This is a genomic window from Klebsiella sp. 2680 (assembly GCF_900198535.1).
Lineage (GTDB): Bacteria > Pseudomonadota > Gammaproteobacteria > Enterobacterales > Enterobacteriaceae > Klebsiella > Klebsiella indica.
The window spans coordinates 1,137,491-1,150,740 of the sequence record NZ_FZNJ01000001.1; the positions used below are offsets into that span (position 1 = coordinate 1,137,491).

General features: G+C 54.8%; 10 protein-coding genes. 8 read left to right on the top strand and 2 right to left on the bottom strand.

What is annotated here, in order from left to right; translation table 11 throughout:
• The first annotated feature begins 146 nt into the window (after positions 1–146).
• From FN037_RS05455 to FN037_RS05470, 4 genes are read left to right on the top strand one after another with little or no spacing between them, the layout of a single operon-like run.
• Positions 147–977: a transketolase gene (locus FN037_RS05455; protein WP_138359036.1), complete on the top strand. Its 831-nt coding sequence runs from the start codon at positions 147–149 to the stop codon at positions 975–977.
• A complete protein-coding gene (locus tag FN037_RS05460; RefSeq protein WP_138359038.1) occupies positions 970–1,926 on the top strand; it encodes a transketolase family protein in 957 nt (318 codons plus the stop codon). Before FN037_RS05455 ends, FN037_RS05460 begins: the two co-directional genes overlap by 8 nt.
• Before the next feature lie 31 nt (positions 1,927–1,957).
• Complete coding sequence (locus FN037_RS05465) at positions 1,958–3,376, top strand: L-fucose/L-arabinose isomerase family protein (protein ID WP_142501693.1); 1,419 nt, start codon at positions 1,958–1,960, stop codon at positions 3,374–3,376.
• Between the two features lie 7 nt (positions 3,377–3,383).
• Positions 3,384–4,895: an FGGY family carbohydrate kinase gene (locus FN037_RS05470; RefSeq protein WP_142501880.1), complete on the top strand. Its 1,512-nt coding sequence runs from the start codon at positions 3,384–3,386 to the stop codon at positions 4,893–4,895.
• A gap of 64 nt (positions 4,896–4,959) precedes the next feature.
• Here FN037_RS05470 and FN037_RS05475 read toward each other — a convergent pair whose 3' ends face one another.
• Positions 4,960–5,112, bottom strand: a complete 153-nt coding sequence (locus tag FN037_RS05475) for a Hok/Gef family protein (RefSeq protein WP_142501694.1) — start codon at positions 5,110–5,112, stop codon at positions 4,960–4,962.
• 223 nt (positions 5,113–5,335) lie between these two features.
• The gene (locus FN037_RS05480; protein ID WP_142501695.1) at positions 5,336–7,369 is read right to left on the bottom strand and encodes a choline transporter; all 2,034 of its coding nucleotides are present in this window, start codon (positions 7,367–7,369) and stop codon (positions 5,336–5,338) included.
• Between the two features lie 128 nt (positions 7,370–7,497).
• Between FN037_RS05480 and betI the strand changes: the two genes are divergently transcribed.
• The 4 genes from betI to FN037_RS05500 all read left to right on the top strand — a co-directional run bounded on the left by betI (position 7,498) and on the right by FN037_RS05500 (position 13,195).
• Positions 7,498–8,091 (top strand): transcriptional regulator BetI, encoded by a 594-nt coding sequence (betI, locus tag FN037_RS05485; RefSeq protein WP_138359046.1) that lies wholly within the window; start codon positions 7,498–7,500, stop codon positions 8,089–8,091.
• Between the two features lie 10 nt (positions 8,092–8,101).
• Entirely contained in the window at positions 8,102–9,574 is a 1,473-nt protein-coding gene (gene betB / locus FN037_RS05490; RefSeq protein ID WP_142501696.1) for a betaine-aldehyde dehydrogenase, read from the top strand.
• 14 nt (positions 9,575–9,588) lie between these two features.
• Positions 9,589–11,253, top strand: a complete 1,665-nt coding sequence (gene betA, locus FN037_RS05495; RefSeq protein ID WP_138359050.1) for a choline dehydrogenase — start codon at positions 9,589–9,591, stop codon at positions 11,251–11,253.
• 373 nt (positions 11,254–11,626) lie between these two features.
• Positions 11,627–13,195, top strand: a complete 1,569-nt coding sequence (locus FN037_RS05500) for an ABC transporter substrate-binding protein (RefSeq protein WP_142501697.1) — start codon at positions 11,627–11,629, stop codon at positions 13,193–13,195.
• Positions 13,196–13,250 lie beyond the last annotated feature (55 nt).

Here is a 13,250-nt window from a genome sequence, read left to right on the forward strand (position 1 = left end):
ATAATAAATCAGTTATGAATATATATTCAGAGCAATAAATAATCGTTTGTTTTGCCTGATGTTTAGCTCAATCAAAACATCCTATGCTCTTTTTCATCCTGATTGAATATTTATTCATTATAGAATTTAAATTCAAGAGGTATCCTATGAATCCGTTTTCGCTCTCCATTAAGGAGTTAGAAAAGAAAGCACGATCTATCCGTCGCCGTATCATTGTGTTAAATGCTGAAAGCCCGGCAGGCGGCCATACCGGAGCAGACCTTTCACAGGTTGAGCTACTTACCGCTTTATATTTCCGTATTCTGAACTGCTCTCCTGAACTCAAAGATAGCGAAGAGCGGGACATATATATCCAGTCCAAAGGGCATGCGGCAGGAGGCTACTACTGCGTACTGGCTGAAGCAGGTTTTATCCCGACAGAGTGGCTCGCCACTTATCAGCACGCTGAATCTCACCTTCCTGGCCACCCCGTGCGTCACAAAACGCCCGGTATTGAACTCAATACCGGTGCTCTGGGGCATGGTTTACCCGTCGCTGTCGGCATCGCGCTGGCGGCAAAACGCAATAACAGCCATCGTCGGGTATTCGTCGTAACCGGCGATGGCGAACTGGCCGAAGGCAGCAACTGGGAAGCCGCACTGGTCGCAGCCCACTATCAACTGGATAATCTTTTTATTATTAACGATAAAAATAACCTTCAGTTGGCAGGAGCAACCAGAGACATTATGAATACCGACCCGCTGGACGAAAAATGGCGGGCTTTTGGTATGGAAGTAACGGAATGTAAAGGTAATGACATGGCCGATGTCGTGAGCACGCTGGAAAGCCTTCATCCTCACGGTAAACCGCACGTTATTATTGCGCATACGACCAAAGGCGCAGGAGTTTCCTTTATACAGGGACGCCCGGAGTGGCACCATCGCGTACCTAAAGGCGAAGAAATTGAACTGGCGCTGGAGGAACTGAAAGATGAGTAATAGCGAACATCTCGCCACCGTAATGGTAAATGCCTTTATTGATGCTGTGGATCGCGGCGTGGACCTGACGCCTGTTGTCGCTGATTCGACTTCAACAGCAAAAATTTCACCCTTTATGAAAAGGTTTCCGGGCCGTCTTGTTAACGTGGGCATCGCGGAACAAACGCTGGTTGGCGCAGCCGCTGGCCTGGCGCTGGGCGGAAAAGTCGCCGTCACCTGTAATGCTGCGCCGTTCTTAATCTCTCGCGCCAACGAACAGATTAAAGTCGATATTTGTTACAACAATACCAACGTAAAATTATTTGGCCTCAACGCCGGGGCCAGCTACGGCCCATTAGCCAGTACGCACCACAGTATTGATGACATCTCTGTTATGCGTGGTTTCGGCAACATTGAAATTTATGCACCATCCAGCCCAATTGAGTGTCGGCAAATTATTGATTATGCGTTGGCACATGTCGGTCCGGTGTATATCCGTCTGGATGGTAAAGCTCTGCCGGAATTACATGATGGCAACTATCAGTTCGTGCCCGGAAAAATTAACGTCCTGCGGCAAGGCAGTGATGTCGCGCTGGTGGCAATGGGCTCAACCGTTCATGAAATCGTCGCTGCTGCAGCTCAGTTGGCAGAAAACGGAATCGATGCCACGGTTATCAATGTCCCGTCTATTCGACCTTGCGATACTGTCCAGCTGCTGGAAATCCTTAAACCGCATCAGGCCGTGGTGAGTGTAGAAGAGCATAACATCAACGGAGGTATTGGCAGTCTGGTCGCGGAAGTCCTCGCCGAAGCCGGTTGCTCAATTCCTCTGCGTCGTCTCGGGATCCCGAATGGCGGGTATGCAATTGCTGCCGACCGTACAGCCACACGCGCATATCATGAAATTGATGCCGCCGGCATCGTAAAGAATGCAACAGATCTGTACCTCACACAGACCGACAAAAAATAACAAGACTGAATATCTTACTGGAGAATGAACAATGTCCCGAATTCCGCAGAAACTGACTATGGGCGTCATTATTGGTAACCGGGGCTTTTTCCCGAGTTATCTGGTTGCAGAGGCGCGCCAACACGCAACGGTTCTTTTTGAACGACTGGGCATTAATACAATTATTCTTAATGACACCCAGACAGAATTAGGCGGCGTCGAGACTCGCCAGGATGCCAAAATTTGTGCGGCGTTATTCCGTGCCCATCGCGATGAGATCCATGGCGTTGTCGTACTGCTTCCCAATTTTGGCGACGAAAAAGCAGTGGCAGAATCCTTGCGCCTTTCCGGACTCAATGTTCCTGTTCTGATTCAGGCGGAAGAGGATAATCTCGACAAAATGGGGCTGGCAACCCGCCGTGACAGTTTCTGTGGAAAAATTTCTCTCTGTAATAACCTACGCCAGTACGGTATCCCATTCACTCTGACAAGCCAGCATGTTTGCGCCCTCAGCGGTGAAGTGTTTGAAAAAGACCTTAAACGCTTTGAACAAATTTGCCGTGTAGTAAATAGCATGCGCACAGTACGTGTCGGTGCAATCGGTGCGCGTCCTGCGGGTTTCAATACCGTTCGCTATAGCGAAAAATTGCTGGAACGCCTGGGTATCGCCGTTGAAACTCTGGATTTATCTGAAGTCTTCACCCGCATCAAACTTTTGCGGGATGACGATATTCGCGTTGATGAGAAACGCCGCCTGCTGCTGGATAACGCTGACGCCAGCACAATCTCAGCCGATAAACTGGTTATGATGGCAAAACTTTTCGTCGTTATCAGTGAATGGGTCGTCACCAACGATATCGACACCACCGCCATCCAGTGCTGGACTTCCCTGCAGGAAAACTTAGGTATTAACGTCTGTTCAATAATGAGCGTCATGTCCGGGCAACTGATGCCAAGCGCCTGTGAGGTTGACGTAATGGGGGCGCTGTCGATGTATGCGCTAGCCAGCAGCAATTTGAGTCCTGCTTCTATTGCCGACTGGAACAATAATTTTGGCGACGATCGCGACAAATGCGTCCTGTTCCACTGCGGTAACTTTGCTGCCGCCAGCCTCGAATCGCCACACATGGGTACCGCCGATATTATTGGCACCACGGTGGGTAAAGAGAACACCTGCGGTGCGGTACATGGCCGAATGAAGAGCGGCGCACTGACTTATTTCCGTATGAGTACAGATGATCTGACGGGCGAGATCAAAGCCTATGTTGGTGAAGGTCAGTCAGTTGACGATCCTCTGGATACCGTTGGCTGCCGTGCGGTAATCCAGGTTCCACAGCTTGAAAAACTACTGTCGTGGATTTGCCGCAACGGTTTTGAGCATCATGTGGCAATGAATCATTCAGCGAGCGCGGAAATTCTGCATGAAGCCTTTACCCGCTACCTTGGGGTTAATACCTATTGGCATCAGTGAGGCGAATATGGCCAGCAAAGAGATCATCATCGCCCTTGATGAGGGTACAACCAATGCTAAAGCCGTTGCACTGGATGCGCATGGCAAAGTACTGGCATCGTTCTCCCGAGGGTTGACGATCAGTACTCCCCAGGAAGGATGGGTGGAACAACCTGCAGAATTGTTGATTGACGCCTCTATTGATGTTATATCGCAGGCGATCGCCGCCGTCGGGGCGGATAATGTCGCGGCGCTGGCTATCAGTAACCAACGCGAGACCGTTGTTGGCTGGTATCGCTGCAACGGACGCCCTCTCGCGGCGGCTCTTACCTGGCAGTGTTCACGTACCGCCGCCTTTTGTCAGTCGCTCCGCCAACAGGGTGCAGAGGCGCAAATCAAAGCAGTAACCGGTCTCCCGATTGCGCCTCTGTTCTCTGCCTCTAAAATGCGCTGGTTACTGGAATCTGTCCCAAACGGTTTCGAATTAGCCGAAAAAGGGGAGATCTGTCTGGGAACGGTCGATAGTTGGCTGTTATGGAATCTGAGCGGAGGGCACGCCTTCAACTGTGATTTTTCTAACGCCTCGCGAACCCAACTCTTCAATCTCCATACCGCAGACTGGGATAACGGTATGCTTGCCTTGTTCTCAATCCCGGGCTGTGCGCTTCCTACCATTCGCCCCTCCAGCGGGTTATTCGGCCACACATGCGGATGCCCTGGGATCCCGGATGGTATTCCTCTGATGGCGATGATCGGTGATTCCCATGCGGCTTTGTTTGCCCACGGTCTTGGTTCCGAGGGCTGTGTGAAAGCGACCTACGGTACCGGTTCTTCAGTGATGGCTCCCGTCAACTCTGCGCAATGTGACGTTAATGCCCTGGCGACTACGGTGGCCTGGCACGACGGCGATCGTCTGGTATACGGGCTCGAAGGGAATATCCCGCATACCGGGGATGCCGTCGCCTGGATGGTGGAGAGCACAGGCCTGGATCAGCTATCTTCCGACGACCTGACGCAGCAGTTAAACCTGCTCCCCCGTTCAATTGACTCGACGCTGGGGGTCTATTTTGTTCCTGCGTTAACCGGGCTTGGTGCGCCATGGTGGGATGAAAACGCACGCGGTGTAATTCGTGGGCTCAGTCGTGGCGTTAAACGCGCTCATCTTGTCAGAGCTGCGCTGGAATCTATTGCTTATCAGATTGCAGATGTGACTATGGCGATGCGCCAGCATTCCGATTTTACCCTGAGCGCATTAATGGTAGATGGAGGGCCAACAAAAAATGACTGGCTTATGCAGTATCAGGCGGATCTATTGGGCTGTCCGGTAATGCGCAGCGATGTGGCGGAGCTCTCTGCCATGGGAGCGGCTCTGCTGGCGCGCAAAGCCCTGCTAAACATTGCCACACCGGCGCTCCGGCAGTTTCTCCCGGAACATATCAGCTTCCAGCCCGATATGGTTCGCCACAACAGACTGCAAAAACGCTGGCATGAATGGCAATCCGCGGTTGAAATGGCTCGACAGCAAAAAATTAGCGAATAAAAAAGGTCCCTTAAGGTTCCTTACCCAGCCTGCGGATAAGCGGGGATCGCTCCCCGCATACCGGCTACTTCTTCGTTTCGTAAGCGAGAACCGCCTTAAACTCCATACGACGCTCTTTGATACTCAGCTCACACAGCGAGTTGCGCACCATTAACGTCAACCCCAGCGCAGTCAAACACAACACGATGACCGCCACCAGGGCGTATTTTGTCAGCATCTCGTTGCCTCCATGCGAAGAAGAGGCTACTATCCAGCGTGATGGGTTTGGATTGTAGGCCTCAGGTTGATGGTAACATCTCCTGGGGCTTCGTCTTTCTGAATCCTCACCTAAAGCCTGAACGCAGAAAGCCTCAGGCACCCACCGCCATCATACGCTTCCCTGCGTATCCCACGGTTTATTTAGCCAGTACAGTAGTACTTTCAGAAAACATTTAGCCTACCTACATTCCAGGGAAGGTCACGCTGTTGCCCGGCGCTTCGCGATGCAGGTGGATAAAGTTAAGATGGCGCTCGTACTGGTCAAGAATATCGGTGATCACCTGCTCTTTGCTGTAATCCATCAGATCATTACCCTGGCTCCCCTCCAGCAGGAAAGTCTCCAGACGATAGTAGGTCGACTTCCCGCTGCGCGCCCGGTAGGTGAAGCCCGGAATGGAATACTGTTGCGGCCAGATCTGATAAACAAAGTTCTGCTCATCGCCCATATGCACCAGCAGATCGAGATGGCCGAGATTATCGCCCTCTTCCGGCGGCAGGCTTTTCAGCTCGACGTAAGCGCCGCGCAGCTTAAGTTCCTGCGCCACCTCTTCCATCGCCGGGAAACAGACCGTCTCCATCATCTGTCGGGTATAGCGAGTGCCGGGATAGTTCATCAGGCGCGACAGGCGTTTCTTCCAGCTCAGACGATCCTGCACGCCCAGCGGACGCGGAGCGGTGTCGCGGTTAGCGCTCTCACGGCGATAATCCTCCACCTTCAGCGACTTATACAAACCCGCCATCACAAAGAAGATCACGAAACTAAACGGCAGCCCCATAATCACGGTCGCGTTCTGCAGGGCAGAAATCCCGTTGGTCATCAACATGCCCAGAGTCAGCAAGCCGATGGCCATCGACCAGAAAATCCGCAGCCAGTTTGGCGCATCGCTGTTGATATCCTTCAGCCTGGAAGTGAAATTGCCCAGCACCAGCGCCCCGGAATCGGCGGAAGTGACATAAAACAGCAGACCGGTAATAGTCGCCACCGATGCGCTAAAGGTAAACGCCGGATACTGCGCCAGCAGGTTATAGAAGCCACGCTCCGGATGAGCGATTGCCTCTGCGGCAAAATCCGCATTGCCGTGGATAATTTCATACAGTGCGCTGTTGCCGAACACCGACAGCCACAGCAGGGTAAAGGTGAACGGAATAATCAACGTGCCCATCACAAACTGGCGAATGGTGCGCCCGCGGGAAATACGCGCCAGGAACAGGCCAACAAACGGCGACCACGCCACCCACCACGCCCAGAAGAACAACGTCCAGTTGTTCATCCACTCCACCGGGCGGTCAAAAGCGAAGCTGTTCAGGGTCATGCCCATAAAACGATTCACATAGTCGCCCACGTTAAGGACCAGCGCATTGAGCAAAAACTCGGTATCGCCCATAAACAGAATGAACAGAATCAGCCCCAGCGCCAGCACCACGTTAAGCTCGGAAAGAATACGAATGCCTCTGTCGACCCCGGAGGTCACTGAAATGGTCGCGATAATGACCGACAGCACGATCAGCGCCGCTTTCGCTCCCAGCGAATCCGGAATATCAAACAGCACGTTCAGGCCGTAGTTAAGTTGTACCACGCCAATCCCGAGAGTGGTGGCGATACCAAAAATTGTGCCGATGACGGCGGCGATATCCACGCTGTGACCGACAGGGCCATTAATCTTTTTGCCGAAGATAGGATAGAGCGCGGAGCGAATGGTGAGCGGCAAATTATAACGATAGCTAAAGTATCCCAGCGCCATCCCCATCAGGGCGTACATCGCCCAGCCGGTTAACCCGTAGTGAAACAGCGTCCACACCATCGCCTGGCGCGCCGCTTCCATGGTCTGCCCCGCCCCTTCCGGCGGCTGCATATACTGGGTCACCGGCTCGGCAACGGAGAAAAACATCAGATCGATACCGATACCGGCGGCGAACAGCATCGCCGCCCAGCTTAATACGCTAAACTCCGGCTTTGAGTGCTCCGGCCCAAGTTTCACCGAACCGAAGCGCGAACAGGCGATGCATACGACAAACACAATATACAGCGTCGCGGCCAGCAAGTAGTACCAGCCAAAGGTCTTCGACACCCAGTTTAGGGTACGACTAATCCAGGCCGCGGAAAAATCACTGAAGAAGAGAGTCATCAGGGAAAACAACAAAATCAGTCCAGCGGAAGTGTAAAAAACCACCGGATTGATTTTGTCCTTTTCTCTGCTCGGCGAAAGGTCTGTCATCCATTCTCCTTACTATTTTTGCAACTATTAGAATCAAAATCCGCAACAATTAAGACACATTTTATATTGAACGTCCAATCAAAAACCGCTTTAATAGATAAACAAATCTGATGAATGGAGTCTGAGAAATGCCCAAACTGGGGATGCAACCGATACGGCAGCGGCAATTAATTGACGCCACCCTGGCCGCAATCAATGAAGTGGGTATGCATGATGCCACCATCGCACAGATTGCCCGGCGGGCTGGCGTATCGACCGGCATCATCAGCCACTATTTCAAGGATAAGAACGGGCTACTGGAAGCAACGATGCGTGATATCACCGGTCAGCTACGTCAGGCGGTACTAAGCCGCCTGCGCGCCCTGCCCGACGCCGCCCCCTCTGAACGACTGCGCGCCATCGTGGCCGGCAATTTCGACGACAGCCAGATAAGCGGCGCGGCGATGAAAACCTGGCTTGCCTTCTGGGCCAGCAGCATGCATCAACCGATGCTCTATCGCCTGCAGCAGGTCAGCAGCAGGCGTCTGCTGTCGAACATCGTTTATGAATTTCAGCGCGTTTTGCCGCGCGAAGCGGCACAAGAAGCAGGTTATGGCCTTGCCGCACTGATCGACGGGCTGTGGCTACGCGCGGCGCTGAGCGGTAAACCGCTGGATAAAGCCCGCGCCGAAACGCTCGCCGGACACTTCATCAGCCAATATTTGCCACTGACTTCTCAATAATGGAGGACCCATGTCCCGAATGGCCGAACAGCAGCTTTATATCCATGGTGGTTATGTCTCCGCCACCAGCAGTAAAACCTTCGAGACCATCAACCCCGCCAGCGGGGAAGTTCTGGCAACCGTCCAGGCCGCTGGGCGCGAAGATGTCGATCGGGCGGTAAAAAGCGCCCAAAAAGGGCAAAAAATCTGGGCAGCAATGAGCGCGATGGAACGCTCGCGCATTCTGCGTAAAGCGGTCGATATCCTGCGCGATCGTAACGATGAACTGGCGCGTCTGGAAACCCTCGATACCGGGAAACCGCTGAGCGAAACCGCCGCCGTGGATATCGCCACCGGCGCTGACGTCCTGGAGTATTACGCGGGCCTTATTCCGGCGCTGGAAGGCAGCCAGATCCCGCTGCGCGACAGCGCATTCGTCTACACCCGTCGCGAACCGCTGGGCGTGGTCGCCGGGATCGGCGCCTGGAACTACCCGATCCAGATAGCCTTATGGAAATCAGCCCCGGCGCTGGCGGCCGGTAACGCGATGATCTTTAAGCCGAGCGAAGTCACCCCGCTCAGCGCCCTGAAGCTGGCGGAAATCTACCGCGAAGCCGGACTTCCGGAGGGCGTGTTTAATGTTCTGCCGGGCCACGGCGCCGAAACCGGTCAGTATCTCACCGAACATCCGGATATCGCCAAAATCTCCTTCACCGGCGGCGTCGCCAGCGGCAAAAAAGTAATGGCTAACTCCGCCTCGTCATCATTGAAGGAAGTGACTATGGAGCTGGGCGGCAAATCACCGCTGATCGTTTGTGAAGATGCCGACCTCGACCTCGCCGCCGACATCGCGATGATGGCTAATTTCTACAGCTCAGGTCAGGTCTGCACCAACGGCACCCGCGTGTTTATTCCGGCGCGCTTTAAAGCGGCTTTTGAAGAGAAAATCCAGGCCCGCGTGGCGCGTATTCGCCCCGGCGATCTGTTTGATGAAAACACCAACTTCGGCCCGCTGGTAAGCTTCCCGCATCGCGACAACGTGCTGCGCTATATCGAGAGCGGCAAACAAGAAGGCGCGCGCCTGCTGTGCGGCGGAGATGTGCTGAAAGGCGAAGGATTTGACCACGGCGCGTGGGTCGCGCCGACGGTATTTACCGACTGCCATGACCAGATGACCATCGTCCGTGAAGAGATTTTCGGCCCGGTGATGTCAATTCTGACCTACGACGATGAGGCAGAAGTGATCCGCCGCGCCAACGCCACCGAATATGGTCTTGCCGCCGGTGTCGTCACCCCGGACTTAAACCGCGCCCACCGTCTGATTCATCAGCTTGAAGCCGGGATCTGCTGGATCAACAGCTGGGGCGAATCCCCGGCGGAGATGCCGGTCGGCGGCTACAAACACTCCGGCATAGGCCGCGAGAACGGCGTCCAGACGCTCCACAGCTACACCCAGGTAAAATCCATCCAGGTTGAGATGGGTCAGTTTCAATCCATATTTTAACCAGGAGGCCATTTTTGCAATTTGACTACATCATTATCGGTGCCGGTTCCGCCGGCAACGTACTGGCGACACGATTAACAGAAGATCCCCACACCAGCGTTCTGCTGCTGGAAGCGGGCGGGCCGGATTATCGTTTCGACTTCCGCACCCAGATGCCTGCCGCGCTGGCCTTTCCGCTGCAGGGACGACGCTATAACTGGGCCTACGAGACCGAACCCGAGCCGTATATGAACAACCGCCGCATGGAGTGCGGGCGCGGTAAAGGCCTTGGCGGTTCCTCGTTGATTAACGGCATGTGCTATATCCGCGGCAACGCCATGGATCTCGACAACTGGGCCAGCGCGCCTGGACTGGAGCAGTGGAGCTATCTTGACTGCCTGCCCTACTACCGCAAAGCGGAAACCCGCGATATCGGTGCGAACGACTACCACGGCGGCGATGGCCCGGTGAGCGTCGCCACGCCAAAGCAGGGCAATAACCCGCTGTTCCACGCGATGGTGGAAGCCGGCGTGCAGGCTGGTTATCCACGCACCGATGACCTTAACGGCTATCAGCAGGAGGGGTTTGGTCCGATGGATCGAACCGTGACGCCGCAGGGCCGCCGCGCCAGTACCGCTCGCGGCTACCTCGACCAGGCCCGCAAGCGCCCCAATCTGACCATCCGCACCCACGCGTTGACCGATCATATTATTTTCGACGGCAAGCGCGCAGTGGGCGTGGAGTGGCTGGAGGGCGACAGCGCCGCACCGTCCAAAGCCACCGCCAATAAAGAGGTGCTGCTCTGCGCGGGGGCCATTGCATCGCCGCAGATCCTGCAACGCTCCGGCGTCGGCAACCCGGAACTGCTGCGCCAGTTCGATATTCCGCTGGTTCACGCGCTGCCCGGCGTTGGCGAGAATTTGCAGGATCATCTGGAGATGTATCTGCAGTATGAATGCAAAGAGCCGGTGTCGCTCTACCCGGCGTTACAGTGGTGGAATCAGCCGAAAATCGGCGCCGAATGGCTGTTCGGCGGCACCGGCATCGGCGCCAGCAACCAGTTCGAAGCGGGCGGTTTTATCCGCAGCCGCGAAGAGTTTGCGTGGCCAAATATTCAGTACCACTTCCTGCCGGTGGCGATTAACTACAACGGTTCCAACGCGGTGAAAGAGCACGGTTTCCAGTGCCATGTAGGCTCCATGCGCTCACCGAGCCGCGGCCACGTACGCCTGAAATCGCGCGATCCGCATGAGCATCCGGCCATCCTGTTTAACTACATGTCCTGCGAACAGGACTGGCAGGAGTTCCGCGATGCGATTCGCATTACCCGCGAAATCATCAATCAACCAGCGCTGGATAACTATCGCGGACGGGAGATCAGTCCCGGTCTGGAATGCCAGAGCGATGCCGAACTGGATGAGTTCGTACGTAATCACGCCGAAACCGCTTTCCACCCCTGCGGCACCTGTAAAATGGGCTACGACGAAATGGCGGTGGTCGACGGCGAAGGCCGGGTACATGGTCTGGAAGGCCTGCGCGTGGTCGATGCTTCGATTATGCCGCAAATTATTACCGGCAATCTGAACGCCACCACCATTATGATTGGCGAAAAAATCGCCGATGCCATTCGCGGCCGTCAGCCGCTGCCGAGAAGCACGGCGGCGTATTATGTGGCGAACGGCGCGCCGGTACGGCGTTAAAAGGCTGCCCCCCTCTCCCGGATGGGGAGAGGGCATTATCCCTCTGCGGGTTTGGTAACCCGGGTCAGGCCTGTCATTGGCCCGCCATCGCCATCAGCCATTTCCTACCACCAGCCAGAGACGCCATCGTTGACCTGCTGATCAAATGCATTAATCTCCGGCACACGTCTATCTCCCGCGTGTGTTTTAATTTGTTATCTCAGGCAGCAAGATTCGCCGGAAGACAGCTGGCGCAATTCTCCTTAATAACGTATTGGCCTTGTTTATGCCTTTTATGCATAAATTTATCCGTATTTTGACTTTACGCCTTTGATTAAGCGGCCTAACGTAGCGAAACATCAAGAATCGTAATCACTCTTTTCAGGAAGCGTTCATGACTAAAAAACTGCTGCCGCTGCTGGTACTGACCGCGTTATCAGCCGCCGTCCACGCCGCCACGCCGCCGAATACCCTTGTGGTCGCCCAGGGACTCGATGATATTGTCAGCCTCGATCCGGCGGAGGCCAACGAGCTTTCCAGCATCCAGACAGTACCGAGCCTCTATCAGCGCCTGGTGCAGCCGGATCGCGATAACCCGGAAAAAATCACCCCAATTCTGGCCGAAAGCTGGCAGGCAGATCCGGCAGCGAAAACGCTGACCTTCAGGCTGAAGCCCGACGCTAAGTTTGCCTCCGGCAACCCGCTGCGCCCGGAAGATGTCATTTTCTCATACACCCGGGCGGTGACCCTTAACAAGTCTCCGGCATTTATTCTTAATGTGCTCGGCTGGCAGCCGGATAATATCGCCAGTCAGTTAAAAAAAGTGGATGACCACACCCTGGAGGTACACTGGACCGCCGACGTCAGCCCGGCGGTGGCGCTGAATATTCTCTCCACGCCAATTGCCTCTATTGTGGATGAGAAACGGGTCGCGCCGAACGCTAAAAACAACGACTTCGGCAACGGCTGGCTGAAAATGCACTCTGCGGGCAGCGGCGCTTATAAAATGCGGGTCTATCAGCCGCACCAGGCCATCGTACTGGAAGCCAATGACAGCACGCCGACTGGCGCACCGAAGCTAAAAAGCATCATTATTAAAAATGTGCCCGATCCGGCTTCCCGTCGCCTGCTGATCCAGCAGGGCGATGCCGACGTGGCGCGTGACCTCGGCGCCGATCAGATTGCCGCTCTGCAAGGTAAAGCGGGCGTCAAGGTTCTCAGCATCCCCTCCGCCGAACAGAACTATCTGGTCTTTAACACCGGCAACAGCGCCAACCCGCTGCTAAAAAACCCGGCTTTCTGGCAAGCGGCACGCTGGCTGGTGGATTACGAGGGCATTACCAAAGATCTGCTGAAGGGCCAGTATTTCATCCACCAGAGCTTCCTGCCGGTCGGTCTGCCGGGCGCGCTGGATAATAACCCGTTTAAATTCGACCCGGCGAAAGCCAAAGCGATCCTCGCCAAAGCAGGGATCAAGGATGCGCATTTCACCCTTGACGTCGAGAACAAACCGCCATTTATCACCATCGCACAGTCGATGCAGGCCAGCTTTGCCCAGGGCGGCGTGAAGGTGGATCTGCTCCCGGCGGCCGGTAGCCAGGTGTATGCCCGCGTGCGTGCCAGACAGCATCAGGCGGCGATTCGTCTGTGGATACCGGACTATTTCGACGCTCACTCTAACGCCAGCGCTTTTGCTTACAACGACGGTAAATCCAGCACCGTGGCCGGACTGAACGGCTGGCAGATCCCGGCGCTGAATAAAGAGACCCTGGCGGCAGTTGCCGAACCCGATCCGGCTAAACGCCTGGATCGGTATAAAAAAATGCAGGAAGAGCTACAGCGCAGCTCTCCTTATGTGTTTATTGACCAGGGGAAAACGCAGATTGTGGTCCGGGATAACGTGAAGGGCTATCAGCAAGGCCTTAACGCCGATATGGTCTGGTATGATCGGGTAACCAAGTAGCGACGTACTCTTTTCGTCCTGGCCGAAATACCCCGGATAGCGGCCATCGGTTCGC

What these genes read in the sequence shown, in the direction of transcription:
- betI (WP_138359046.1), top strand. Translation starts at nt 7,498, where the DNA reads ATGCCCAAACTGGGGATGCAACCGATACGGCAGCGGCAATTAATTGAC.
- FN037_RS05465 (WP_142501693.1), top strand. Translation starts at nt 1,958, where the DNA reads ATGTCCCGAATTCCGCAGAAACTGACTATGGGCGTCATTATTGGTAAC.
- FN037_RS05460 (WP_138359038.1), top strand. Translation starts at nt 970, where the DNA reads ATGAGTAATAGCGAACATCTCGCCACCGTAATGGTAAATGCCTTTATT.
- betB (WP_142501696.1), top strand. Translation starts at nt 8,102, where the DNA reads ATGTCCCGAATGGCCGAACAGCAGCTTTATATCCATGGTGGTTATGTC.
- FN037_RS05480 (WP_142501695.1), bottom strand. Translation starts at nt 7,369, where the DNA reads ATGACAGACCTTTCGCCGAGCAGAGAAAAGGACAAAATCAATCCGGTG.
- FN037_RS05455 (WP_138359036.1), top strand. Translation starts at nt 147, where the DNA reads ATGAATCCGTTTTCGCTCTCCATTAAGGAGTTAGAAAAGAAAGCACGA.
- FN037_RS05470 (WP_142501880.1), top strand. Translation starts at nt 3,384, where the DNA reads ATGGCCAGCAAAGAGATCATCATCGCCCTTGATGAGGGTACAACCAAT.
- FN037_RS05500 (WP_142501697.1), top strand. Translation starts at nt 11,627, where the DNA reads ATGACTAAAAAACTGCTGCCGCTGCTGGTACTGACCGCGTTATCAGCC.
- FN037_RS05475 (WP_142501694.1), bottom strand. Translation starts at nt 5,112, where the DNA reads ATGCTGACAAAATACGCCCTGGTGGCGGTCATCGTGTTGTGTTTGACT.